A 24,042-nucleotide genomic window follows, 5' to 3' on the forward strand; every position below is an offset into this window, starting at 1 on the left:
AGCGAATGCTTGCGCGATCCTACGACATCGCATTTGACTATCGACCATGGCCTTCACTCTCCGTCAGCTCCAGTATTTTATCGCCGTCGCCGAACAGGGCTCCGTCACCCGGGCGGCGCAGAACCTGTCGATCTCGCAATCCTCGATCACCGAGGCCGTCAAGGAACTGGAGAGCGACCTCGGCGTCGAGCTGTTCGAGCGCCATCCGCGCGGGCTACACATCACCCACAATGGCCACCAGTTCCTGCGCCATGCCACCAAGATTCTGGCCGGCGTGTCAGATGCGCGCCGGTCGTTTTCGCAGGAACGGGAGTCCCGCACCGGCGGCAAGCTCAATCTCGGGGTTACCTCGCTGGTTGCCGGCTATGTACTCTCCGATCTGCTCGCCCGCTACCGCCGCGCCTGCCCCGGCGTCGAGGTCAGCGCCATCGAGGATAATGGCTCCTATCTCGAACATCTGCTTGTTGGCGGCGAACTCGATGTTGCCGTCATGGTCATCTCCAACCTGCGCGACCGCATGGCTCTGCAGGCCGAGATCATCGAGACCTCGCCCTATCGCCTCTGGCTGCCGCTCGGCCATCCGCTGGTCTCGGCCGATATCATCTCGGTCGCCGATATTGCCAAGGAACCGCTGATCATGCTGACCGTGGATGAAATCGAGGAGAACACCGGCAAGCTTTTGACAGCCCTTGGCGCCCGCCCGCATGTCGCCTTCCGCACCCGCTCCGTTGAAGCCGTGCGCAGCCTCGTCGCCACCGGCGCGGGCATCGCGCTGCTGCCCGATCTCGTCTACCGCCCTTGGTCTCTGGAAGGCGACCGCATCGAAAGCCGTGACGTCTCCGGCGCCCTGCCCGTCGTTCAGGTCGGCATGGTCTGGCGCAAGGGGTCGGGATTGCCGCAATCGGCCAAGGATTTTATCGGAGTTGCCGAGGCATTGCGCAGCGGCAGGGCTCGATAAATCCATTCGATATCGGAAAAATCGATAACACCATTCTGATTAATGAATTTGCGAAAGCGGCGAAATCGAGGCACCTTTCATTCCGGGAACAAGACCGAAAATTCGGACACCAAACCGGGAGACTGACGATGAAGCAGATTCTGAAATCCTGCACCGCGCTTACCCTTTCTCTGGCCTTTTCCACCCATGCTTTTGCCCAGGAGCCCCTGAAAACACTCGGCAAGGGCGAAGGCGAACTGTCGATCGTCGCCTGGGCCGGCTATATCGAGCGCGGCGAAACCGACAAGGCCTATGACTGGGTCACGTCCTTCGAAAAGGAAACCGGCTGCAAGGTCAGCGTCAAGACGGCGGCAACCTCAGACGAAATGGTCGCACTGATGAACGAAGGCGGCTTCGACCTCGTCACCGCATCCGGCGATGCCTCGCTGCGCCTCGTCGCCGGCAAGCGTGTCCAGCCGATCAACACTGATCTGATCCCAAGCTTCAAGACCGTCGACGCGCGCATGCAGTCGTCGCCATGGTACACCGTCAACGGCGTCCACTACGGCGTGCCCTATGTCTGGGGTCCGAACGTGCTGATGTACAACACCGAGGCCTTCAAGGGCGAAACGCCGAAGAGCTGGGATGTCGTCTTCAAGGAAATGACCCTGCCGGATGGCAAGTCCAACAAGGGCCGCGTTCAGGCCTATGATGGCCCGATCCACGTGGCGGATGCCGCCAACTACCTGATGTTCCACAACAAGGAGCTCGGTATCAAGGACCCCTACGAGCTCAACGAAGACCAGTACAAGGCAGCGCTCGACGTCTTGCGCGTCCAGCGCACGCTGGCCAGCCGCTACTGGCACGACGCGATGATCCAGATCGACGATTTCAAGAACGAAGGCGTCGTCGCCTCCGGCTCGTGGCCCTTCCAGGTCAACCTGCTGCAGGCCGAAAAGCTGCCGATCGCCTCGACCATTCCGGAAGAAGGCGTCACCGGCTGGGCCGACACCACCATGCTGCATGCCGAAAGCGCCCACCCGAACTGCGCCTATATGTGGATGGAACACTCGCTGTCGCCCAAGGTGCAGGGCGATGTCTCCGCCTGGTTCGGCGCCAACCCGTCGGTCGGGGCTGCCTGCAAGGGCAACGAGCTGTTGACCGACGGCGGCTGCAAGGCCAACGGCTATGACGATTTCGACAAGGTTAAGTTCTGGAAGACCCCGACCTCGAAATGCGAAAGCCAGAGCGAGTGCGTGCCCTATCACCGCTGGGTGTCGGACTATATCGGCGTCATCGGCGGGCGGTAAGCCTTAGAAAACTGAAAAGCCCCTCACCCTCACCCTCTCCCCGCACGCGGGGAGAGGGGACGACGGAGGTTGCCGCCTGCCCCTTCGCCCCGTTTACGGGGAGAAGGTGGCCGACAGGCCGGATGAGGGGCCGTTTCCACAATTCCGGAGTACCCCATGACCGCCGCCGTCCTGTTTCAAAACGTCTCGCGCCATTTCGGCCCGGTCAAAGCCGTCGATGCGGTCGATCTTGAAATCGCCGCCGGCGAGTTCTTTGCGATGCTCGGCCCTTCCGGTTCCGGCAAAACAACATGTCTCAGACTGATGGCCGGCTTCGAGCAGCCGACCGGCGGCCATATCGAGATCTTTGGCGAGACGGCCGAAGGCGTGCCGCCCTATCGGCGCAGCGTCAACACGGTGTTTCAGGACTACGCGCTCTTTCCGCACCTCTCCATTCTCGACAATGTCGCCTATGGCCTGATGGTCAAGGGTGTCGGCAAGCAGGAACGGCGCAGGGCAGCCGAAGATGCGCTCGCCATGGTCAAGCTGCCGGGCTACGGCCAGCGCCGGCCGGGCCAGCTCTCCGGCGGCCAGCGCCAGCGCGTGGCGCTCGCCCGGGCGCTGGTCAACAAACCCAAGGTGCTGCTGCTCGACGAGCCGCTCGGCGCGCTGGATCTAAAATTGCGCGAACAGATGCAGGAGGAACTGAAGACCCTGCAGAAATCGCTCGGCATCACCTTCGTCTTCGTCACCCACGATCAGGGCGAGGCCCTGTCGATGGCCGACCGGATCGCCGTCTTCAACGATGGCAAGATCCAGCAGCTCGGCACGCCGGAAGATATCTACAAGCGGCCACAGACCCGCTTCGTCGCCGATTTCGTCGGCTCGTCCAATGTCCTGTCGGGCGCCACCTGCGCCAGGCTCGGGGTTCCCGCCGCCGCGGCCAGCCTGCGCCCGGAAGCCATCGTCATCGGCTCCTCCTGGGCCGAACAGTTGAGCCTGCCCGGCACCGTCACCGCCCGCAGTTTCCTCGGCGCGACCAATCGCGTCAGCGTCGATTGCGCCGGTGAAAAGATCATCGTCTCCAGCCCGGCCGCCATGCCGGTTCCCGAGATCGGCGCCGAGGTCCAGCTCGCTTTCTCGCGCACCGACCTTCATCTGATGGAGGATGCATGAGCGCGCTCGCCACCACGCAGGCACCGATCCTGCCGAACAAACCCGGCCTGACGGGACGGATTTCGGATTTCCTCTGGAAGCATCCGCATGTTTTGCTCGCCGCGCTGCTCGGCCCACCGGTGCTCTGGCTCGGCATCATCTATCTCGGCTCGCTGTTTGCGCTCTTGCTGCAAAGCTTCTTCTCGATCGACGATTTCTCCGGCCTGATCAGTTACGAGTTCACGTTCGCCACCTACAGGCAGCTGCTGTCGGACGCCAATTTCGACATCATCGTGCGCACAGTCACGATGGCGGCCGTGGTCACGCTGTTTTCGGCGTTGATCGCCTTCCCGATCGCCTATTACGCGGCGCGCTATGCCAAGGGTAAATGGAAGGCCGTGTTCTATCTCGGCATCATGCTGCCACTGTGGTCAAGCTATCTCGTCAAGATCTATGCCTGGAAGCTGATCCTCGCCAAGGAAGGCATCCTCACCTGGATCTTTACCAAGCTGCATCTGCTCTGGCTGCTCAATGCCTGGCTGTCGCTGCCCATTATCGGCGGCAATTCGCTCTCGGTCAGCTATACCGGCACCTTCCTCGTCTTCGTCTATGTCTGGATGCCGTTCATGATCCTGCCGATCCAGGCAGCCTTGGAGCGCGTGCCCGGCAATCTGATCGAAGCCTCCTCCGATCTCGGCGGCACGCCGCAGCAGACATTCCGCCACGTGCTCTTCCCACTCGCCCTGCCCGGCATCGTCGCCGGTTCGATCTTCACGTTTTCGCTGACGCTCGGCGACTACATCATCCCGCAGATCGTCGGCTCGTCGCGGCTGTTCATCGGCCAGGCCGTCTATGCGCAGCAGGGCACGGCCGGCAACATCCCGCTTGCCGCTGCCTTCACCGTCGTGCCGATCGTCATCATGGGCCTCTACCTCTGGATCGCCAAACGCATGGGGGCTTTCGATGCGCTCTGACCGCTCCACCTCCGCGCCGCTGTCCTTGAAGATCGCCGCCATCGGTGGCCTTGCCTTCCTGCATATCCCGATCCTGCTGATCTTTCTCTATGCCTTCACGACGGAGGAAAAGAGCTACCAGTTCCCGCCGCCCGGCCTGACGCTGCAATGGTTTGCCGTCACCTGGAACCGGCCGGATGTCTGGGCGGCCCTCACGCTTTCAGTCAAGGTCGCAAGCATTGCCACCGCCATCGCGCTGGTGCTCGGCACGCTCTGCGCCGCCGCCGTCAGCCAGACGCGATTCTTCGGCCGCGAGACCATCTCGCTGCTGGTCATCCTGCCGATTGCGCTTCCCGGCATCATCACCGGCATTGCGCTGCGCTCGGCCTTCTCGATGGCGGATATCCCCTTCTCGTTCTGGACTATCGTGCTCGGCCACGCCACCTTCTGCATCGTCGTCGTCTACAACAACGCCGTCGCCCGCTTCCGCCGCGTTTCCGGCTCGCTGATCGAGGCCTCGATGGATCTCGGCGCCGATGGTTTCCAGACCTTCCGCCACATCATCTTGCCCAATATCGGCACAGCACTTCTGGCCGGCGGCATGCTCGCCTTCGCACTGTCCTTCGACGAGGTCATCGTTACCACCTTTACCGGCGGCCAGCAGTCAACCCTGCCGATCTGGATGCTGCAAGAGCTCATCCGCCCGCGCCAGCGGCCGGTCACCAACGTCGTCGCCATGGTGGTGGTTCTGGTCACCTTCCTGCCGATCCTGGCGGCCTATTACCTCACGCGTGACGGCGACCAGATCGCCGGCGCCGGCAAATAAATCCGGACATCAAGGGAGAACTTCTATGGACACGCAATTGCTGATCGGATCGACATTCGAGGCCGGCACCGAGGCCGAGGAGCTGATCCTCAATCCGCGCACCGGCGCCCGGATCATCGATCTCGCCGAGGCCTCGCAAGCGCAGATCGAGCGCGCCGTCGAGGCCGCCGAAAGGGCCTTCGCCACCTGGTCGATGACGACACCTGGCGAACGCTCCGGCTATCTCCTGAAGATCGCCGATGCGATCGAGAAGGATGCCGACGCATTCGCAGCCCTCGAAGCGCTGAACTGCGGCAAGCCGATCAATGCCGTGCGCAATGACGAACTGCCTGCTATCGTCGACTGCTGGCGCTTCTTTGCCGGCGCCATCCGCTCGCTGCATGCAACGGTGGCCGGCGAATACCTGCCCGGCCATACCTCGATGATCCGCCGCGATCCGGTGGGTATCATCGGCTCGATCGCGCCGTGGAACTATCCGCTGATGATGATGGCCTGGAAGCTGGCACCGGCCATTGCCGGCGGCAACACCGTCGTCTTCAAGCCGTCCGAGCAGACGCCGCTGACCGCGCTGAAAATGGCGAGGCTGCTCGCCGATATCCTGCCGGAAGGCGTCGTCAACGTCATTCTCGGCCGTGGCGACACGGTGGGAAACACGCTGATCAACCACCCGAAGATCGGCATGGTCTCGATCACCGGTGATATCGCCACCGGTAAGAAGGTGCTGCAGGCGGCTGCAAAAACCGTCAAGCGCACCCATCTCGAACTCGGCGGCAAGGCACCGGTCATCGTCTATGACGACGCCGACCTCGAAGCCGTCGTGAGCGGCATCCGCACCTTCGGCTATTACAATGCCGGCCAGGATTGCACCGCCGCCTGCCGCATCTACGCGCAGGACGGCATCTACGAGAAGCTGGTCGCCGACCTCACCTCCGCCGTCTCGACCATCAAGTACAATCTCACTGATGACACTGAAAACGAGATCGGTCCGCTGATCTCCAAGCGCCAGCGCGACCGGGTGGCAAGCTTCGTCGAGCGTGCGACGGAGCAGAAGCATATCGAGATCACCACCGGTGGCGCCCTCGGCAGCAAGGACGGCTTCTTCTTCCAGCCGACCGTCGTTGCCGGCGCCACCCAGGAAGACGAGATCGTCCGGCGCGAAGTCTTCGGCCCCGTCGTCTCCGTTACCCGCTTCACCGACAACGACCAGGCCGTCACCTGGGCAAACGACAGCGACTACGGCCTTGCCTCCTCCGTCTGGACCAAGGATATCTCCAAGGCAATGAAGGCCGCCTCCCGCCTGCAATATGGCTGCACCTGGATCAACACCCACTTCATGCTGACCAATGAAATGCCCCACGGCGGCGTCAAGCAGTCAGGCTACGGCAAGGACATGTCGATCTATGCGCTGGAGGATTACACCGCCGTGCGCCACGTGATGATCAACCACGGGTAAGGGTTGTTTCAGTACCCACCCCAGGAAAGCGCCTCGGTTCCCGCCATTGCCCTCTTCGCAACAAAGACCGCGCCCTCAAAGAACGCGGTCTTTGCAATTTTTACGCTAACCAATGGAAAACCCAACAGGATTGCTGAAATGTTGCGCAAATCCCACACCCCTATAAACATGAGTACTTAACTCATAGATTTCACTTCTCCGCGAAGCTAATCTTGATAGAACGAGTCATCTTATTGATCTTGCCTATCCGGAAAGTGCATGACATGCCCTATCTTCGCTCCGCCACCCGTTCCACCATCCGCTTCGCCCTTGCCGGCACCTCGCTGCTGGCGCTGTCGCTGACAGCCTTTGCGCAGGACGCGGCGCAGTCCACGACGGCAAGCGATGGTACGACGACGCTTGAGACGCTGACCGTCACCGGCGGTAGTGGCGGCGTCATTACTGCTGACGGTTATGTCGGCACCAGCAGTGCCACCGGCGCCAAAACCGACACACCCTTCCTGCAGACGCCGCAATCGATTTCCTCCGTTACGGAGCAGCAACTGAAGGATCGCAATCCGCAGACTCTCCTCGATACCGTCGCCTATACGCCCGGCGCCCGCGTTGGCGGGTACGGCTTTGATCCCCGTTTCGATTCCTTCACGGTGCGCGGCTTCGACGTCACGTATACCGGCGTCTTCCGGGACAATTTGCGCCAGCCCGGCGCCAGCTCCTCCCTGTTCAAAACCGAGCCCTATGGTCTCGAAGGCGTTTCAATCCTGCGTGGTCCCTCATCGGCGCTGTACGGAGCATCCGGTGCCGGCGGTCTTTTCAATCTGATCACCAAACGGCCAACGGAAGAGCCGCTCCACGAGTTGCAGCTGCAATACGGCACCGACAATCGTTATCAGGGACAATTCGACTTCTCCGGCCCGATCAACGAAACCGACCCGCTTTACTACCGAATGACGGGCCTTCTACGCAGCTCCGATACGGAGCAGGTGAGCGTTCCCGACGATCGTGCTTACATCGCTCCCGCGTTCACCTGGAAGCCGGACGAAGATACCAAGCTCACCATCCTCGGTGAATACTCCCGCACCAAGACGGGCGGTTCTGCTGCCTACTATAATGATCCATTGACCGGCAAAGTCACCGATATCTTCGCTGGCAATCCGGATTTCAACGATTCCGTACAGACCCAGGCCCGCGTCGGCTACGAGTTCGAGCATCGGCTGAACGACGTCTTCACCTTCCGCCAGAACATGCGCGTCTCGACGCTGAACATCGACACCGACTGGGCCTTCGCCTACGGACCAAACGCGGTCGATCCCACGCTGCTCGACAGCAGTGCCGGTACGTTCGACGAACGCATGACAGCGATCACCATCGACAACCAGCTGGAAGCGAAGTTCGATACTGGCGCGCTCGATCATACGCTCCTCGTAGGTATCGACTATACCAAGCTGCGGTTCCGTTCCCTGAATGGGTATGGTTACACGCCGCCACTCGACACCAGCAATCCGACGAAAGGCCGTCCGACCGATCCGATCGCTTTCAGCGAGCGCGTCGTGCAGGATCAGTGGCAGCTCGGCACCTACCTGCAGGACCAGATCCGTTACGATGCCTGGACGCTGACGGCTGGTGGGCGGTATGATTGGGTCTCCACCGATACTGACACGACCACTCTCGCCACTGGCGCGGTGGACGCTGTGTCCCAGAAGGACAAGGCATTTTCCGGCCGCATCGGCCTGACCTATGAGACCGATTTCGGCCTTGCGCCCTATATCAGCTACTCCAACGCGTTCTCCCCCAACGCCGGCGTCAACAAAGAAACGAGCCAGCCGTTCAAGCCGACCGAGAGCCAGCAGGAAGAAATCGGCGTCAAGTATCTCCTGCCGAACAGCAACACTCTGATTACTGCCGCTCTCTTCAATATCGACCAGAAGAACAGCCTCTATTACGAAGTTGTTGACCTGCCGACCGGCCCTGCAAATATCCAGGTACAACGCGGCAAGGTGCGCTCACGCGGCTTCGAGATCGAGGCGAATACCAGCCTCGACAACGGCCTGTCGCTGGTGGCCTCCTATACCTATACCGACATCAAGATCACCGAGGGCCCTGCGGATACGGTTGGCAATTCCGTTTCTTCCGTGCCGCGCCACATGGCCTCTCTGTGGGCGGACTACACCCTGCCCGAAGATGGCCCGGGCGCCGGCCTCGGCTTTGGAGCAGGTGTCCGCTTCCTCGGATCCAGCTATGGCAACGACCAGAATACAATGCGCAATTCGTCGCGTGCCCTGTTCGACGCCGCTGCCCACTATGATTTCGCGGCGATCGACAAGAAGTACGAAGGCCTGCGCCTGCAGGTGAACGCCACCAATGTCTTTGACCGGCGTGACGCAGTCTGCTCGGCCGGCTTCTGCTATCGCGACCAGGGCCGTGCCGTTATCGGTTCGCTGAAATACAGCTGGTGAGACTTTGACCGTCAACGCCAACCACGACGCAAAGACTGCCTTCGGGGCCTCCAGCCTGAAGGCAGTCTTTGCCGGTGAGCATGCCTGGTGCGGCGAGAAGATGATGCTGTCTTCGGACATCGAAGGCGCCGTCCCGATTTCGGATTTCTTCGGCTCCGGCGGTTTTTCCGCTGCCCTCGATACCTATGCGGCGAGCCGGGGCGGCACCGACAGGCGCGCGGTCGCCTCCATGTGGTCGCTCTATTATTTCTCGCTTCTGACCATCCCCTATATCGTTGCCCGCCGGGCCCATCATGCGCTGCCGGTCGCCGCCCGCAGCATGACGATCGCGCTGGCCGAGGACGGGCTGCCGCGTGCGCTGGGCCTTGCCGATGAAGGCGACTGGAGCGACAGCGAAGAGGGCGATCTGCTCTCCTTCGTGATGCCTCTGGTCAGCCAGAACCTTGCCGAAATCGTCGCACACCTGAAGACGCAGGGCGGCATTGCCCCGAAGCTCGCCTGGAACAACGCGGCCGTCTATATCGACTACGCCTTCAACGCCACCGAACGGAAGCGCCCGGCAGACGGCGACGCCTGGGCTTCGCGCTCGCTGTTTTCAGCGCCGCATTTGCCGGATGGTTCGGCCAACCCCTTCCTCGGCTGCCTGCGCCACGAGATCGACGGAGAAGAGACCGTCTGCCGCCGCAAGATCTGTTGCCTGCGTTACCTGCTGCCCGGTATTCCCAGTTGCGGCAATCTCTGCGCCCTGCCCGCCCAAAGAAAGCAATGACGTGAAACGCCTTTTTCTTCTGACACTCGGCCTGCTCTTGGCCTTTGCCCCGATCGTGAATGCACAAGACCGCTGGCCGATGACACTGACTGACTCGGTTGGCCGGCAGGTGACGATCAAGGCAAAGCCGAAGGCGATCCTGCTCGGCAGCGGCTTCAATCTGGTGGCGCTGTCGCTGATCCATCCGGATCCCGTCAGCCTGCTGGCCGGCTGGTCCGGCGACATGAAGGGTGACAATCCGGAAATCTACCAGGATTTTGTCACGAAATTTCCAAAGCTCGCCGACGTACCGATCATTGGCAACGGCACCGGCGACGGCTTGTCGTTCGAAACCATCCTGTCGCTGAAGGCCGACCTTGCGATCCTGGCGAACTGGCAGGCCGATACCGAGCTTGGCAAACGGGCGATCGACTATCTGGAAACCATCGGCGTTCCGGTCTTTGTCGTCGATTTCAACAGCGATCCGCTCAAGAACACGCCGGACAACATGCGGCTGCTCGGCAGGATTCTGGAGCGGGAAGAACAGGCAAACGCCTTTGCCACCTTCTACGAGGACCACCTGAAGCGCATCACCGATCGCGTCGCGGCCAATCCGGAACCCGGCCCCACCGTGGTGATGGATGCCTTTCCCAATCCGGATCGATGCTGCTACGCCTATGGAACCGGCGGCCTTGGCGAATTCATCGGCATCACCGGCAGCCGCAATATCGCCGACAAGAACCTGCCGCGGCAGGGCGGCATGGTCAGCAGCGAATACCTGATATCAGCCGACCCGGAGGTCTACATCGCCACCGCCTCGCCGGGCGGAACCTACAGCGTGTTTTCGGTCGGCCCCGGCGTTCCCGCCGAAGAGGCCCGCAGGACGCTCGGTGAAGCGGTGAAGAACCCGGTTCTGGCCAACCTGTCCGGTGTGCAGAAAGGGCGCGTGCACGGATTGTGGAATTTCTTCAATGCCGTGCCGCTGAACATTCTCGCAGCGGAGGCTTTTGCGCACTGGCTGCGGCCGGAGCTGTTTGCCGATGTCGATCCGGACGCATCGCTCGCGGAAATCAACGAACGCTTTGCCGCCGTTCCGTTCAGGGGCTCCTACTGGATCAGCCTGAAATAGAGAATGGCCGGATATGGGGATATCCGGCCAATGTGATGATCTTCGCTACGCGGCCTTCTTGAGGGCCGTTGCATTGACCGAAGCCTCGGCCAGCTTCGTCAGGGCGTGGTCGGTCTTGCCCTCCTGCTGCAGCGTCTCGTCGAGCAGCTTGACCGCATCCTTGAGGCCGAGCATCGCAGCCCAGGTTTTCAAGGTGCCGTAGCGGGCCATCTCGTAATGTTCGACCGCCTGCGCCGTGGCCAGAAGACCGGCATCGAGCGCCGGCGAATTCTTGAATTCGTCGAGGATCTCCTCGCCTTCCTCGATGATCCCGTCGATGGCCGGGCAGGTCTTGCCGGTGGCACGCTTGCCGAAGATTTCAAACACCTGCTGCAGGCGCTCGATCTGCCCTTCGGTTTCGTCGCGATGCTTTTCGAAAGCGGCCTTCAGCTGCGGGCTCTGCGCGCCCTTTGCCATTTTCGGCAAGGTCTTCAGAATTTTCCGTTCGGCGTAATAGACATCCTTGAGCATGTCGTGAAACAGGTCTTCCAGGGCTTTTCCGGCCATTGGTCTCTTCCTTTTCATGATGAACACATGTCGTCGGCGACCTGCGGGAAACGGGTTGCAACGGGCTTTGTTCCACTTCACGGAACAATCACTGGATCGTGCCGCGAAACGCTTCCCTCACGGCGACGCCCCGCCTATATAGGGATGGGAGGATCTTGATGATTTGGATATTTCCTGCGCTTGCAGGCCTTTTGATTGTTTATTTCGCCATGCGCTCGTCGCGTTTCCGGCGCTTTGCCGAACCGGTTTTGAGCGTCCTTGTGGCACTGGGGCTTCTATCCGCCTTCGTGATCTGGCTGCGAGACGGCGGATCGCAGGACGCCGCCGACACCCAGCCGCCGCTGACCCAGAGCCGCCCAGTTATTCAGCCGGAGGAGATCGTGCTCGACGGCTTGCAATTCACCCGCAACCGGCCCGATACCAGCTACCGCGTCACCGGTACGGTTCTCAACAATAGCCCGGCCAATCTCACCAATTTCAATCTGACGGTGACGCTCGAAGATTGCCCGGATAATGCGTGCAAGACGATCGGTGAAGACACCGCGCTCATTCTGGCGCGCGTGCCGGCTGGTGCAAGCCAGACATTCGAAACCTTCTTTACCTTCCCCAACCGTTTCGGCATCGAGCCGACGGCGCCGAAATGGTCGACGCGGGTTTCCAACGTCCAGGGCATCGCCGCCCCATAACGGATCGCCGGTGCGTCAGGCCCGGCTGATCTCGTCCAGATACCAGTTGATGTAACGCAGTTCGTTCTGCTCCATCGGCGCGATCGGACCCGGTACGAAATAATGCGAACGCACGCCGCGTGAGGTATGCTCGATGATCGACTTGTCCTCGTCGGTGGTCACCGTCCACAGCCATTTCAGCTTTTCGAGGTCGTAGTCGACGCCCTCTTGCGCCTCGCCGTTGACCAGCCAGATCAGTTCCATCTCACAGGCCTCGGGGCCCTTGGGAATGAAACGGTAGATCATGCCGTGATCGGGATAGCAGACGAGGAACGACGTGCCGCCGAGATGGACGGAGGTGACGCCGCCGTCGAATTCGGTGAACCGCCCCATCAGAGGTGCGAGCGCCGAGCCGTCCTGGCTGCCGGTCTTCACACCATCATAGAGCGCATAGCGGAAGGCATGGATGGTCTCCTTGCCGTTTGCCGATGTCTGCCAGTGATCGCCGGAACCGATCTGGATACCGAGCGCGCAGGTCCGCTCCTCCATCGCCGCATTCAGCGCCTCGATCATATGCAACGGCTGTTCCAGCGCGTGGGTCTGCGAATATTCCGGATGCGCCGGGCCGCAATGATAGCACTCGACATAGTTTTCGACCGCCAGCTTCCAGTTGGCATCGACCGGATAGCTCTGACGATGCGCCACCTTGGCCTGTGCCCAGCCATATTGCCCGCAGGTGGCATGCAGCAGGTTCTCGACCTCGGTGAAATCGAGCGGGTTGTCGGCGAAGGAAATGAACACCAGCCCCTCGACGACGCGGACATGCAGCGTCTTCAGCCCATGGTCTTCCCGCTTGAAATCCTTCGGCATCAGCCGGGCAGCCTTCAACGCCCCGTCATTACCATAGGTCCAGGCATGGTAGGGACAGACGAAGACGCGGGCATTACCCTTGTCCTTTGTGCAGACCTCGGCGCCACGATGGCGGCAGACGTTGAGAATGGCGTGGATCGTGCCATCCGCATGCCGGGTCAGGATCACCTGCTCCGACGCCATCCGAAAAACCTCGAAATCGTTCGGCTTGGGGATGACGCTTTCATGCGCGACGCAGTGCCAGTGGCGGCGGAAGACGCGCTCCAGATCGCGCTCGTAGATGTCCGGGTCCATGTAGAACGGCCGGGTGAGGCCATGGCCGGGCCTGTGGGCGGCGACGAGCTGGTCGATACGGTCCATCGGCTTTTCGGTCGTCTTTGTGTCTGGCGCGAGCATGGCTTTCATCTCCTTGAAAACATCCGGAAAAATCGCGTTCCGGCGCGCGCACTCAATACTGGCGGGAAGAGCCCCTCACCCTAGCCCTCTCCCCGTAAACGGGGAGAGGGGACGACGGAGGCTGCCGCCTATCCCTTCTCCCCGTTTACGGGGAGAAGGTGCCCGACAGGGCGGATGAGGGGCAATTCTCGTCCCAGACCGAAGGACCTACATCCGCACCCGCTCCGCCTTCGGATCATACATCGGCGCAAGCGACGCCTCCGCCTTCACCCGCGTCCCGGCAATCTCAATCTCATAAGCCGAGCCCAGCACATCCGTCTCGCTTTCACCCTTGCACGGCACATAACCGAGCCCGATCGCACCGCCGAGATGGTGGCCGTAATTGCCGGATGTGATCGTGCCGACGATCCTGCCGTCGCGGACCACCGCTTCGTTGTGGAACAAGAGCGGCTCCGCATCGGCCAGCCGGAACTGGACCAATCTCCGCGACAGTCCAGCCTCCTGCTTCTTCAGCACCGCCTCGCGGCCGATGAAATCGCCCTTGCCAGCCCGAACGGCAAAGCCGAGGCCGGCTTCCAGCACATGATCCTCATCGGTGATGTCATGGCCGAAATGGCGGAAGGCCTTTTCGATGCGGCACGAATCCAGCGTATGAAGCCCGCAGAGCTTCAGGCCGACATCCGCCCCCGCCGCCTCCAGCGCCTCGAACACATGCGCCGTCTGGTCGGTGGAAACGTAAAGCTCCCAGCCGAGTTCGCCGACATAGGTGACCCGGTGAGCCCGGGCGAGACCCATGCCGATCTCGATTTCCCGGGCAGTGCCGAACGGATGGGCCGCATTGGAGAAGTCGTTGGGGCTGACCTTTTGCATCAGCTCGCGCGCCTTCGGCCCCATGACGCAAAGCACCGATTCCGATGCCGTCATATCGGTGATGACGACGAATTCATCAGTGACATGCTTGCGCAGCCAGGCGAGGTCACGCTGCAAGGTTGCGCCGGGCACGACCAGCAGGAAAGCCGTTTCCGAAAGCCGCGTCACCGTCAGATCGCTCTCGATACCGCCGCGGGCATTGAGCATCTGCGTATAGACGATGCGGCCCGCCGCAACATCCATCTGGTTGGCACAGAGCTTCTGAAGAAAGGCCAGTGCGTCGCGGCCCTCGACGCGGATCTTGCCGAACGAGGTCATGTCGAACAGACCGACGCCGTTGCGCACAGCCAGATGTTCGTCGCGCTGATTATCGAACCAGTTCTGCCGCTTCCAGCTGTATCGGTATTCGCGCGCCTGGCCTTCTTTCGCAAACCAGTTGGCCCGCTCCCAACCGGCCACTTCGCCAAACACCGCGCCGCGTGCCTTCAGATGCTCATGGATCGGCGAACGGCGAACGCCACGCGCGGTGGCCATCTGGCGATAGGGGAAATGGTCGGCATAGAGCAAGCCGAGCGTCTCGGTGACGCGTTCCTTGAGATAGGTCCGGTTCTTCTGGAACGGCTGCGCCCGGCGGATATCGACTTCCCAGAGATCGAAAGGCGGCTCGCCGTCGTTCATCCACTGCGCCAGTGCCATGCCGGCACCGCCGGAGGAGACGATGCCGATGGAATTGTAACCGGCCGCGACCCAGTAGCCCTTCAGCTCCGGCGCCTCGCCAAGATAGTAGCGATCGTCCGGCGTAAAGCTCTCCGGGCCGTTGAAGAAAGTGTGGATCCCCGCCGTTTCCAGCATCGGCATGCGGTTGACCGCCTGTTCGAGGATCGGCGCGAAATGGTCGAAATCCTCCGGCAATTGGTCGAAACAGAAATCCTCGCTGATGCCGTCCATACCCCAGGGCTTGGCCTTGAGTTCGAAGGCCCCGACCAGCATCTTGCCGGCATCCTCCTTGTAATAGGTGCATTCGTCCGGCACACGCAGCACCGGCAGGCGTTGCAGCCCGGCGACCGGCTCGGTGACGATGTAGAAATGCTCGCAGGCATGCAGCGGCACGGTGACGCCGGACATATTGGCGAGTTCCCTGCCCCACATACCGGCCGCATTGACGACGTTCTCGGTCTCGATCGTGAACGTCTCGCCGTTCTGCTCGCAGGTGACGCCGGAGACCCGGCCATCCTTCTTGTGGACAGCCGTCACCTTGACGCCTTCGAGAATGGTCGCGCCGTTCTGCCGCGCACCCTTGGCCAAGGCCATGGCGATATTAGCCGGATCGCACTGGCCATCGAGCGGCAGATGCACGGCGGCCGTGACATCCGAAATATTCAGATGGGGATACATCGCCTTGACCTCATCCGGCGAAATTTCCCGCACATCGACATCGAAGGCACGGGCAAGCGAAGCCTGTCGGTAGATCTCCTGCTTGCGCTCCTCCGTCAGCGCCACCGTGATCGAGCCGCATTGGCGCATGCCCGTACCGATGCCGGTCTCGGCCTCGAGCTTGGTGTAGAGATCGGCCGAATATTTGGCGAGCCGGGTCATGTTCTGCGAGGCGCGCAGCTGGCCGATGAGGCCCGCCGCATGCCAGGTGGTGCCCGACGTCAGCTGTTTGCGCTCCAGCAGCACGACATCGGTCCAGCCGAGCTTGGCCAGATGATAGGCAACCGAACAGCCCGATACACCGCCACCGATGATGACCGCGCGGGCCTTTGTGGGGATAGCCTTGCTCATGCGCGCAGTCTTTCATTCTTGGGATCAAACAGCGGCTCATCAGCCTGCACGATTGCCTTGAAACGGTCGCCGTAAATCTCGACCTCAACTTCGGTTCCGGGTTCGGCGAGATCGGCACGCAGCATGCCGAGCGCCACCGATTTGCCGATCCGGTAACCCCAGTTGCCCGATGTCGTCTCGCCGACCACCGTGCCGTCATGCCAGAGCGTTGACATATAGGGTGCATCGCAGTCTCCGGCATCGACCACCAGCGTCACGAAACGCTTGGTCACGCCTTGCTGCTTCTCCTGTTCCAGCGCAGTCTTGCCCTTGAAGTCCGGCTTTGCCCAATCGACGAAACGCTCCAAGCCGCCCTGCAGGATGGTATAGTCGGTCGAGAGATCGCCTTTCCAGGCGCGATAGCCCTTCTCGATACGCAGACTATCCAGCGCCTCCATGCCGAAGGGCTTCAGGCCATGTTTTTGCCCCGCCGCCCAGACGGCGTCGAAGATCGCAGCGGTATCGTCGATCTTGGTATGGATTTCCCAGCCGAGTTCCCCGGCAAAGGACACCCGCACCAGCTGGCACCAGCGCCCGGCGATCGGCACCGACTGGTGCGTCAGCCAGCCTTTGGCGAGATCGGCACCGCAGACCTCGGCAAGGATCTCACGGGATTTCGGCCCCGACAGAATCTGGCAGGCGAAACTGTCCGTCACGTCGTCCAGCGTAAACACGGCGTCATCAGGCATATGCTTCTTCAGCCATTCGAAATCATGCCATTGCGCCGTCGCTGCCGTGATCAGGAAGAAGAAATCCTCCTCCAGCGCCATGACGGACATTTCGGTGACGATGCGCCCCTTGTCGTCGGAGAAATAGGCAAGGCCGATACGCCCCGGCTTCGGCACCTTGCCGGTGATGAGGCCGAGCAGCCAGTCGCGCGCACCCTCGCCCTTCAAGCGGAAACGGGAAAAGCCCGGAAGATCGAGAATGCCGGCGGCATCACGCACCGCAAGGCATTCCTCCTCGATGCGCTTCTGCCAAGGCCCCGCCCGATTCCAGGTCTGCGTCGATTCTTCGGACGCGTCGTCACCCGGCTTGGCGTACCAGTTGGCGCGTTCCCAGCCGTTGTAGGGTTTGAACTGCGCGCCGAGTTCCGCAATCCGGTCGTGGATCGGCGACAGCTTCTTGTTGCGGCCGGCTGGCCAGGCATGTTTCGGGAAATGCATGGCATATTCGTGGCCGTAGATTTCCATGCCCTTGGCGATGCAATAGTTCTGATCCGTGAAGCTGGTGAAGCGGCGCGGATCGCAGGACCACATGTCCCACTCGGTCTGCCCTTCGGTCACCCATTCGGCCAGCACCTTGCCCGCGCCGCCCGCCTGGCAGATGCCGAAGGTGAAGACGCAGGCCTCGAAGGCGTTCGGCACGCCCGGCATCGGCCCTATCAGCGGGTTGCCGTCCGGCGCATAAGGGATCGGACCGTTGATCATCCGCGACAGGCCGGCGGTGCCGAGGATCGGCACGCGCTCGACGGCGTCATTGAGATACCATTCCAGCCGCTCGAGATCGTCGGGAAACAGCTGGAACGAAAAGTCCTCCGGCATCGGGTCGTCGGGCGTGATCCAGTGCGCCTTGCAGTTTTTCTCGTAGGGACCGAGGTTCATGCCGGTCTTTTCCTGCCGCAGGTAATAGGAGCTGTCCACATCACGCAACAGCGGCAGTTTGTGCCCGGCTTCCTTCGACCATGCCGCCAGTTCCGGAATTTCCTCGAACAGCATGTACTGATGGCTCATCACCATCATCGGCACGTCGCGGCCGAACCATTTGCCGACCTCGCGAGCATAATAACCGGCGGCATTGACGACATATTCGCAGCGGATTTCGCCCTGCGGCGTGGAAATGATCCATTCGCCGTTTTCCCGGCGGGCGCCGGTGGCGGGACAGAAGCGGAAGATTTTCGCGCCCATGTCGCGGGCACCCTTTGCAAGCGCCTGCGTCAACTGGGCCGGATCGATATCGCCGTCATAGGGATCGTAAAGTGCGCCGGTCAGATCATGGGTTTCGAGAAACGGATATTTCGACTTGATCTGATCGGGCGACAGGATGTCGAGATCCATGCCCTGATAGCGGCCCATGCCGACGACGCGCTTGAATTCCTGCAACCGCTCCTTCGAATGACCGAGCCGGATCGAGCCCGTGACGTGATAGTTCATCGGATAATCGACCAGCCCACCGAGTTCGCGGTAGAGCGAGGCCGAATAGCGCTGCATGTTCATGATCGACCAGGACGACGAAAATGTCGGCACATTGCCCGCCGCATGCCAGGTCGAGCCCGCCGTCAACTCGTTCTTTTCCAGAAGCATGCAGTCGCTCCATCCGGCCTTGGCCAGATGGTAGAGCGCAGACGCCCCGACAGCGCCTCCCCCGATGATCACGACGCGTGCGTAAGACGGCAAATTCGACATGTCTGTTCCCTTGTTTGGGACCAGTTTTGGCAATGAAGACGGCTGGCATCAAGCGGTCAGATTTCGCTTTATTGATCGAGGAATTCGATTAGATTGAATCGGGATGAAGACCCCTCCCCAACCCTCCCCACAAGGGGGAGGGAGTTTACCGCATATGCCGCACCTCACGTCGCGGGACCACGAAGGTGAGGCTTGCGCAGTGGGGCTCCCTCCCCCTTGTGGGGAGGGTTGGGGAGGGGTTTTCCATCGACGCACAGAGGCACTATGCAGATCGACCTCATCGAAACCTTCCTCGACCTGATGGAAACCCGCAGCTTCAACCGGACGGCGGAACGGCTGAACATCACCCAGTCGACCGTCTCCCACCGCGTCAAGGCGCTGGAAGCGCAGTTCAACCGCAAGCTCTTTACCCGCAACAAGGGTGGCACGGCACCGACCGCGTCCGGCCTGCGTTTTCTCGATCATGCCAAGGCGCTGCAGCACCAGTGGCATGAGGCAACGCGGGCCGTGGAAAATGCCGGAGCCTATGAGCGCTCCATGCGGCTCGGCATCCAGCACGATCTGGCCGAAATCTTTGCCGGCCGTTGGCTATCCGCTATCCGCGCAGACCTGCCAGCAACGTCGATCTACATGGAAGCCGACTATTCCAGCCAGATGAACCGCGACCTTGCCGCCGGCGACCTCGACCTCGCCATTCTCTACACGCCGCATTACCTGCCCGACCTGCATTACGAGCGGATCGGCGAGCTGACCTACAGGCTGGTCAGCACGTCCGCACGGACGGTCGCGGACGTTGTTCCCGAAACCTATATCCAGGCGGTCTATTCTCCGGCATTCGACAGGGCCCATCGCCTGGCCCTGCCGCATCTGTCGGCGGCACCGCTTGCGTCAGGCCAGAACATTGCCATTACAGGCTTGCTCAAGACACTGAGCGGGGCGGCCTATGTCACCAACATCACGGCGATAGGGCTTGAGCGGGACGGCTTTGCCTTTCCCGTGACAGACGCCCCGCCGATTGCGCAGGCCGTCTATGCCGCCACCAGCATCCGCACGCGTCACGCCCATCAGCATCGCCGCATCATCGGCGTCATGCAGGACTTGCTGTCCCGATAGCTGGTATGGGGCCTTCAATACTGCCCGGCCAGTTCCTGCGTTTGCGTCAGCCGCGCCAGCATGTCGGCGGCGGGCACCGGATAGGCGATTGCGTAGCCCTGCAGGATATCGCAGCCAAGGCGCGTCAGGAGCTTTGCATGTTCCAGCGTCTCGACGCCTTCGGCAATGACCTCGATATCGAGCGCCTTGGCGATGTCGACGATCGAGCGCATCAGCCGTTTCTGCTCGCGCGATGTCGTGATCGGCAAAACCAGTTGCCGGTCGATCTTCATCCGTCGCGGCTTCAGCTTCATCAATCCGATGATCGAGGCGTGGCCGGAGCCGAAGTCGTCGATCTCGATATCGATTCCCATCGCCTTCAGCCCTGCGACATTGGCCAGCACACCATCCTCGCTGTTATCCAGGAAGATGGTTTCCAGCAGTTCGAAGGACAGCGTATCCGGCTCGATATCCAGCCGTTGAAGTTCATCGACCAGAAGCGGATCGGATAGCCGCGCCGCCGATACGTTCACCGCGATCCGCGGAACCCGCACGCCCTGCCGTATCCAGGCCCGCCGGTCTTTCAGAGCCGCTTTCAGGATGGCCGCATCGAGGTCGTCGAGCATGCCGAGGTTGCCGGCGATCTCGATAAATTCGGCCGGCTGCAACAATCCCCGTTTCGGGTGATGCCAGCGCGCCAGAACCTCGATACCGACGATGCGGCGGGTGCGGGCGTCGACCTGAGCCTGATAATAGGGAATGAACTCCCCCTTCTCCAGCCCGCGGGCACATTGCTTGCCAAAACGCCGCTCGTTGTTGAGCTGCGCCTTCATCTGCGCGGAAAACACTTCCACCCGGCCCCGGCCGAGCTTTTTGGCCCGGTGTAAAGCAATGTCGGACTCGGCCAGCAGATTGGCGACGTTGCGGCCGCTGGCAGCCGCAAGTCCGATCGACGCGCCGGTGCGCAGCACTTCGTCATTGTGCCAGACGGACTGCTTCAGCTGCTGCGCCAGCCGCTCGGCACGGGCCTTCAGGTCCTCCAGCGAGGCAAAATTTGCAATCAGCACCGCGAATTCGTCGCCGCTGACGCGGGCAATGAACGAGTTCGCCGGCACGGCCGCCGCAATCCGCCTGGCAGACGATTTCAGCACGCCATCGCCCACGGCATGGCCGGCCGTGTCGTTGACCTGCTTGAACCGGTCGAGGCCGATATGAAGGATCGCCAGCTTTTCAAGGCCGGCATGTTCGGCAAGCTCCGCCAATCGCCGGTCGAAGAAGCGGCGGTTGGGAAGGCCGGTCAGGTAGTCGTGTTCGGCGGCATATTCGATCCGCCGCGTGCTCGCCTCAAGTGCGACCGCCCGCGCCTCGGCGATCGCCTTCTGCTGCTGCAGTTCCCGATTGAGCAGCACATCCGTCGTTACGTCCCATTCGGCGCCGATGAAAGTGAGGCTGCCGTCTTCCTCGAAACAATGCGCCCGCGACCGCAGATAGCGGATTGCGCCATCCGGCAGGATGATCCGGTATTCCGACGAATAGGCCCCCTTGCGGGCAATCGCCTCATCGAAATCGGCCTGGGCCTGCTCGCGGTCGTCGGGATGGATCGCGCTCACCCAGACCTGCGCCTTGACGCGCGTCTCCGCACGCCCCGTCCCATACAGGCGGTGCATCTGCAAATCCCAGACAACTTCGTCTTTTCGCGTATCGTGTTCCCACACGCCGATTTGAGAAGCGTCAAGCGCAAGCTCCAACCGGCGAAGAATATTCTGGAATTCCTGTTCGGATCTCGCCGACTTCATCGTTTTCTCTGCGAAAGATTCTGCACGCCTCAGCGCGAGCGCATTCTACACCAAGGTTCCTAAAGAACTATTTTTCTGTTGAACGCCGATTGTACTGTGAAATACAAGCAACCATTCGGTGTTATTTTTAGGGAAACAGTTGCATTCATGGGATCTATACGGAATTTCTGAAGGAGAAATTGCGCGCGAACACCGCGCCAATGCGGCAGGGCGCGTCGCAACCCCGAATTGACAGGACCGGAGCGACGGCATAATCATCAAGGATCAATTGGTTCCCTGGGAGCGAGGCGCTTTCGGGGAGTAAATGGGAACGTGACGGATGGACCCATTCTGGGCATCTCAATCACGGCCGACCCCGCGACTGTAGAGCGGTCAGAGTTTTGTCATGCCGGTTTTGTTCAACCGGTAAAAGCCACTGTGGCGGCGGGCCTTGCGTCCCTGCCCTGGGAAGGCGAGACAGGCTCCTTGGTGTGAAAGCACCTGACGCCGCGAGCCAGGAAACCTGCCGGTTGATGAAGGGCATGGTGCCCAATTGGTGGAAGAGATTCCACGCGCCATCACGGAGGTTGTCATGGCTACGACTACAGTTTCGAGCGTTCCGCTTTCCCTCAACGACCGCATCACCGCCGGTATTCTCGCCCTTCTGATCGGCGGATTCCTGGTGTTCGGTGCCGGCCTCGCCAATTCCGCCGTGCTGCACGATACCGCGCACGACGTTCGCCACGCCTACGGCTTCCCCTGCCATTGATGTGAGATCGTGGAAAGCCCTGCGCTTTTCACAACGATCGGCACACAGGATCGCCGTCTTCCGTGGAAGACGTGCGACGGCACTGCACGTCCATGTCTCGGCATCGGGCGGCATTTGCCATGGGGAATTCAAACAGTGCAAGCCGGAGACGTTGAGAAGCATCCGCTCCGCTTGAATCTTGGGGGTATCGAAATGATTGTCAAAACACTTCTGGCCGCGCTGGTGGCCGGATTGATCGCGGGCATTTTCATGACCGCAGCACAGGAATTGCGCGTGGTTCCGCTCATCCTTCACGCAGAGGAATTTGAAGGCAAGGAACCCGCAACCGAGCCACCGGCCGGGAACGAAGGCCAGCAGCAGCACTCCTCGCTCGGCCGGTCCTCGATCATAGGCGACATGCTGTCGGCATTCTCTCCGATCACGCCGGCCTATGCCCACGAAGGCGAGCATGAAGACGAAGGCGGCATCATGTTCGGCATGAGCCGGTTCTCCGGCACCCTGCTGGCCAATCTCGTGGCCGGCGCCGGTTTCGGCCTGCTGCTTGCCGGCGCAAGCCTTGTCTTCAACTATCCGATCACCCTGCGCAACGGCGCGCTCTGGGGGGCCTGCGGCTGGCTTGCCGTTCACCTTCTGCCCGCCGTCGGCCTGCCGCCGGAACTGCCGGGCTTCCCGGCCGCTGATCTGCACGACCGGCAAATCTGGTGGATCGCAACGATCGTCCTGTCTGTTGCAGGTCTCTATCTCATCGTTCTGCGCGGTGAAATCGCGGCAAAAATCATCGGCCTCGTGCTGATCGCCGCGCCGCATGCCTACGGAGCGCCGCAGCCGTCCGACATTTCAAGCCCCGTTCCAGCCGTTCTCGGTGCGGAATTTGCGGTTGCGGCACTGGCAACGACACTGGCGTTCTGGATCGTGCTCGGTCTGGTCTCCGGTTACCTGAACGACCGGTTTCTGAAATCCGCCTGAACCGGCATCGCTACGGCGCGGACCTGTCTTGCGCCGTAACCGACATCAGAGGCCGCCCGTGCGCTCCATATGGGCGCGCAGGCGGCTTTTTTGCGTCTGCTCGTCGAGAAGCACGCAGACATCGCAAAAATCGCCGCCCTCCGTCCGGTAGTAAAGACAGCAACCGCCTCGGAGGCGAAAGCTGCGCTCGATAGCAACACCGTCACAGACAGCCTCGATCCGCTCGTAGCGCAACGCGGCGGAGGAAAACGGCGAACCGTCCCTCTTGACGATAGCAAGCGCCGCGGCCATCGCCCGCTCCGCCTCACCGGAAGCCATACCGATCTCCAGAAAGGCCCCGGCAATGCCATCGGCGGCCAGCCGCCATTGCGCGACCGGCGACAGGCCCGTGCGGGCCTGCAGCGTTTCGATCACCGGCGTGAGGCTTGCAACAAAAGCGTCGTGAAACAGCGAGGCACCGTCGTCACCGCGAAAACAGCGGGCGAAGCGAAAATGAAAGCGCCGGGCATCGGCGGGAAAAACCTCCGCGTCATTCTCTCCAAAAGGCTCGAACCGGATCGCCAGGCTGTCGGGATCGAGATCGGCAACCAGACCCGTCCGCAAATAGATTATCCCGGCCGCAATGCCGAGATGGTGGCTATAGAAGGAGATGAGATGCGCACCCTTGGTGCGCTCATCCATGCCGGCGGCAAACCGGGCCTGATAGTCCAGCAGCCACGCGATCATGCTGCCGTCCCGGCGCCATGCATCGGTCACGGTCAGAAAATCAACGGGCGCAGGGCCCAGCGATGCAGCGGCCTGCGGAAAACGCTCCGCCTGCCAAGCCAAGGCAGATTCGACCTGCCTGCCGTCGACATCCGGCCCACTGCCGCAAACTCGGTTCTCGTCCAAAGGCGCCGCCCGTTGTCTCTTGGCGGCGCT

The 24,042-nt window shown here is 61.5% G+C and carries 19 protein-coding genes and 1 riboswitch; of the genes, 13 read left to right on the forward strand and 6 right to left on the reverse strand.

Features of this window, described 5'->3' with window-relative positions:
* Positions 1-46: 46 nt before the first annotated feature.
* The 9 genes from ADU59_RS23655 to ADU59_RS23695 all read left to right on the forward strand — a co-directional run bounded on the left by ADU59_RS23655 (position 47) and on the right by ADU59_RS23695 (position 10,943).
* Positions 47-958: a LysR family transcriptional regulator gene (locus ADU59_RS23655; RefSeq protein ID WP_068957196.1), complete on the forward strand. Its 912-nt coding sequence runs from the start codon at positions 47-49 to the stop codon at positions 956-958.
* Between the two features lie 128 nt (positions 959-1,086).
* Positions 1,087-2,247 (forward strand): ABC transporter substrate-binding protein, encoded by a 1,161-nt coding sequence (locus ADU59_RS23660; RefSeq protein WP_068957198.1) that lies wholly within the window; start codon positions 1,087-1,089, stop codon positions 2,245-2,247.
* 156 nt (positions 2,248-2,403) lie between these two features.
* Entirely contained in the window at positions 2,404-3,402 is a 999-nt protein-coding gene (locus ADU59_RS23665; protein WP_068957200.1) for an ABC transporter ATP-binding protein, read from the forward strand.
* The gene (locus ADU59_RS23670) at positions 3,399-4,355 is read left to right on the forward strand and encodes an ABC transporter permease (RefSeq protein WP_068957201.1); all 957 of its coding nucleotides are present in this window, start codon (positions 3,399-3,401) and stop codon (positions 4,353-4,355) included. The genes ADU59_RS23665 and ADU59_RS23670 overlap by 4 nt, the downstream gene beginning before the upstream one ends.
* Positions 4,345-5,160 carry an ABC transporter permease gene (locus ADU59_RS23675; RefSeq protein ID WP_068957204.1) on the forward strand — a complete coding sequence of 272 codons (816 nt, stop codon included), beginning with the start codon at positions 4,345-4,347 and terminating at the stop codon, positions 5,158-5,160. The genes ADU59_RS23670 and ADU59_RS23675 overlap by 11 nt, the downstream gene beginning before the upstream one ends.
* 25 nt (positions 5,161-5,185) lie before the next feature.
* Positions 5,186-6,613 carry a gamma-aminobutyraldehyde dehydrogenase gene (locus ADU59_RS23680; RefSeq protein WP_068957206.1) on the forward strand — a complete coding sequence of 476 codons (1,428 nt, stop codon included), beginning with the start codon at positions 5,186-5,188 and terminating at the stop codon, positions 6,611-6,613.
* Positions 6,614-6,876: 263 nt separating this feature from the next.
* Positions 6,877-9,066 (forward strand): TonB-dependent siderophore receptor, encoded by a 2,190-nt coding sequence (locus ADU59_RS23685; RefSeq protein ID WP_068957209.1) that lies wholly within the window; start codon positions 6,877-6,879, stop codon positions 9,064-9,066.
* Positions 9,067-9,166: 100 nt separating this feature from the next.
* Positions 9,167-9,835 carry a siderophore-iron reductase FhuF gene (gene fhuF, locus ADU59_RS23690; RefSeq protein ID WP_083198404.1) on the forward strand — a complete coding sequence of 223 codons (669 nt, stop codon included), beginning with the start codon at positions 9,167-9,169 and terminating at the stop codon, positions 9,833-9,835.
* A 1-nt stretch (position 9,836) separates the two neighbouring features.
* Positions 9,837-10,943, forward strand: a complete 1,107-nt coding sequence (locus tag ADU59_RS23695) for an ABC transporter substrate-binding protein (protein WP_068957213.1) — start codon at positions 9,837-9,839, stop codon at positions 10,941-10,943.
* A 45-nt stretch (positions 10,944-10,988) separates the two neighbouring features.
* Here ADU59_RS23695 and ADU59_RS23700 read toward each other — a convergent pair whose 3' ends face one another.
* Positions 10,989-11,489, reverse strand: a complete 501-nt coding sequence (locus ADU59_RS23700; RefSeq protein WP_068957216.1) for a YciE/YciF ferroxidase family protein — start codon at positions 11,487-11,489, stop codon at positions 10,989-10,991.
* A 158-nt stretch (positions 11,490-11,647) separates the two neighbouring features.
* Between ADU59_RS23700 and ADU59_RS23705 the strand changes: the two genes are divergently transcribed.
* The gene (locus tag ADU59_RS23705) at positions 11,648-12,175 is read left to right on the forward strand and encodes a hypothetical protein (RefSeq protein ID WP_068957218.1); all 528 of its coding nucleotides are present in this window, start codon (positions 11,648-11,650) and stop codon (positions 12,173-12,175) included.
* A gap of 15 nt (positions 12,176-12,190) precedes the next feature.
* On the opposite strand, the gene ADU59_RS23710 is transcribed toward ADU59_RS23705, so the two are convergent.
* The 3 genes from ADU59_RS23710 to ADU59_RS23720 all read right to left on the reverse strand — a co-directional run bounded on the left by ADU59_RS23710 (position 12,191) and on the right by ADU59_RS23720 (position 18,519).
* Positions 12,191-13,420: an aromatic ring-hydroxylating oxygenase subunit alpha gene (locus ADU59_RS23710; protein ID WP_068957327.1), complete on the reverse strand. Its 1,230-nt coding sequence runs from the start codon at positions 13,418-13,420 to the stop codon at positions 12,191-12,193.
* A 207-nt stretch (positions 13,421-13,627) separates the two neighbouring features.
* Positions 13,628-16,075, reverse strand: a complete 2,448-nt coding sequence (locus ADU59_RS23715; RefSeq protein WP_068957220.1) for a GcvT family protein — start codon at positions 16,073-16,075, stop codon at positions 13,628-13,630.
* Positions 16,072-18,519, reverse strand: coding sequence for a GcvT family protein (locus ADU59_RS23720; protein WP_068957222.1), 2,448 nt, complete (start codon positions 18,517-18,519; stop codon positions 16,072-16,074). The genes ADU59_RS23715 and ADU59_RS23720 overlap by 4 nt, the downstream gene beginning before the upstream one ends.
* A 264-nt stretch (positions 18,520-18,783) precedes the next feature.
* Here ADU59_RS23720 and ADU59_RS23725 point away from each other — a divergent pair, with 264 nt between their 5' ends.
* Positions 18,784-19,632: a LysR family transcriptional regulator gene (locus ADU59_RS23725; RefSeq protein ID WP_068957224.1), complete on the forward strand. Its 849-nt coding sequence runs from the start codon at positions 18,784-18,786 to the stop codon at positions 19,630-19,632.
* A gap of 14 nt (positions 19,633-19,646) precedes the next feature.
* Here ADU59_RS23725 and ADU59_RS23730 read toward each other — a convergent pair whose 3' ends face one another.
* Positions 19,647-21,407, reverse strand: coding sequence for a putative bifunctional diguanylate cyclase/phosphodiesterase (locus tag ADU59_RS23730; protein ID WP_068957226.1), 1,761 nt, complete (start codon positions 21,405-21,407; stop codon positions 19,647-19,649).
* A gap of 252 nt (positions 21,408-21,659) precedes the next feature.
* Positions 21,660-21,931: riboswitch (cobalamin riboswitch) on the forward strand.
* A gap of 47 nt (positions 21,932-21,978) precedes the next feature.
* On the opposite strand from ADU59_RS23730, the gene ADU59_RS23735 reads away from it, so the two are divergent.
* Entirely contained in the window at positions 21,979-22,155 is a 177-nt protein-coding gene (locus ADU59_RS23735; protein WP_068957329.1) for a CbtB domain-containing protein, read from the forward strand.
* A 192-nt stretch (positions 22,156-22,347) separates the two neighbouring features.
* The gene (locus ADU59_RS23740) at positions 22,348-23,121 is read left to right on the forward strand and encodes a CbtA family protein (protein WP_068957228.1); all 774 of its coding nucleotides are present in this window, start codon (positions 22,348-22,350) and stop codon (positions 23,119-23,121) included.
* 45 nt (positions 23,122-23,166) lie between these two features.
* Here ADU59_RS23740 and ADU59_RS23745 read toward each other — a convergent pair whose 3' ends face one another.
* Complete coding sequence (locus ADU59_RS23745; protein WP_244506492.1) at positions 23,167-23,847, reverse strand: (2Fe-2S)-binding protein; 681 nt, start codon at positions 23,845-23,847, stop codon at positions 23,167-23,169.
* Between the last annotated feature and the right edge of the window lie 195 nt (positions 23,848-24,042).

The sequence above is a fragment of the Pararhizobium polonicum genome (genome assembly GCF_001687365.1).
In the GTDB taxonomy this organism is placed as follows: Bacteria; Pseudomonadota; Alphaproteobacteria; order Rhizobiales; family Rhizobiaceae; genus Pararhizobium; species Pararhizobium polonicum.

Excerpts from the sequence above, each read along its gene's own strand:
- ADU59_RS23655 (WP_068957196.1), top strand. The coding sequence starts at position 47 with ATGGCCTTCACTCTCCGTCAGCTCCAGTATTTTATCGCCGTCGCCGAA.
- ADU59_RS23660 (WP_068957198.1), top strand. The coding sequence starts at position 1,087 with ATGAAGCAGATTCTGAAATCCTGCACCGCGCTTACCCTTTCTCTGGCC.
- ADU59_RS23665 (WP_068957200.1), top strand. The coding sequence starts at position 2,404 with ATGACCGCCGCCGTCCTGTTTCAAAACGTCTCGCGCCATTTCGGCCCG.
- ADU59_RS23670 (WP_068957201.1), top strand. The coding sequence starts at position 3,399 with ATGAGCGCGCTCGCCACCACGCAGGCACCGATCCTGCCGAACAAACCC.
- ADU59_RS23675 (WP_068957204.1), top strand. The coding sequence starts at position 4,345 with ATGCGCTCTGACCGCTCCACCTCCGCGCCGCTGTCCTTGAAGATCGCC.
- ADU59_RS23680 (WP_068957206.1), top strand. The coding sequence starts at position 5,186 with ATGGACACGCAATTGCTGATCGGATCGACATTCGAGGCCGGCACCGAG.
- ADU59_RS23685 (WP_068957209.1), top strand. The coding sequence starts at position 6,877 with ATGCCCTATCTTCGCTCCGCCACCCGTTCCACCATCCGCTTCGCCCTT.
- fhuF (WP_083198404.1), top strand. The coding sequence starts at position 9,167 with ATGATGCTGTCTTCGGACATCGAAGGCGCCGTCCCGATTTCGGATTTC.
- ADU59_RS23700 (WP_068957216.1), bottom strand. The coding sequence starts at position 11,489 with ATGGCCGGAAAAGCCCTGGAAGACCTGTTTCACGACATGCTCAAGGAT.
- ADU59_RS23705 (WP_068957218.1), top strand. The coding sequence starts at position 11,648 with ATGATTTGGATATTTCCTGCGCTTGCAGGCCTTTTGATTGTTTATTTC.
- ADU59_RS23710 (WP_068957327.1), bottom strand. The coding sequence starts at position 13,420 with ATGCTCGCGCCAGACACAAAGACGACCGAAAAGCCGATGGACCGTATC.
- ADU59_RS23715 (WP_068957220.1), bottom strand. The coding sequence starts at position 16,075 with ATGAGCAAGGCTATCCCCACAAAGGCCCGCGCGGTCATCATCGGTGGC.
- ADU59_RS23720 (WP_068957222.1), bottom strand. The coding sequence starts at position 18,519 with ATGTCGAATTTGCCGTCTTACGCACGCGTCGTGATCATCGGGGGAGGC.
- ADU59_RS23725 (WP_068957224.1), top strand. The coding sequence starts at position 18,784 with ATGCAGATCGACCTCATCGAAACCTTCCTCGACCTGATGGAAACCCGC.
- ADU59_RS23730 (WP_068957226.1), bottom strand. The coding sequence starts at position 21,407 with ATGAAGTCGGCGAGATCCGAACAGGAATTCCAGAATATTCTTCGCCGG.
- ADU59_RS23735 (WP_068957329.1), top strand. The coding sequence starts at position 21,979 with ATGGCTACGACTACAGTTTCGAGCGTTCCGCTTTCCCTCAACGACCGC.
- ADU59_RS23740 (WP_068957228.1), top strand. The coding sequence starts at position 22,348 with ATGATTGTCAAAACACTTCTGGCCGCGCTGGTGGCCGGATTGATCGCG.
- ADU59_RS23745 (WP_244506492.1), bottom strand. The coding sequence starts at position 23,847 with ATGATCGCGTGGCTGCTGGACTATCAGGCCCGGTTTGCCGCCGGCATG.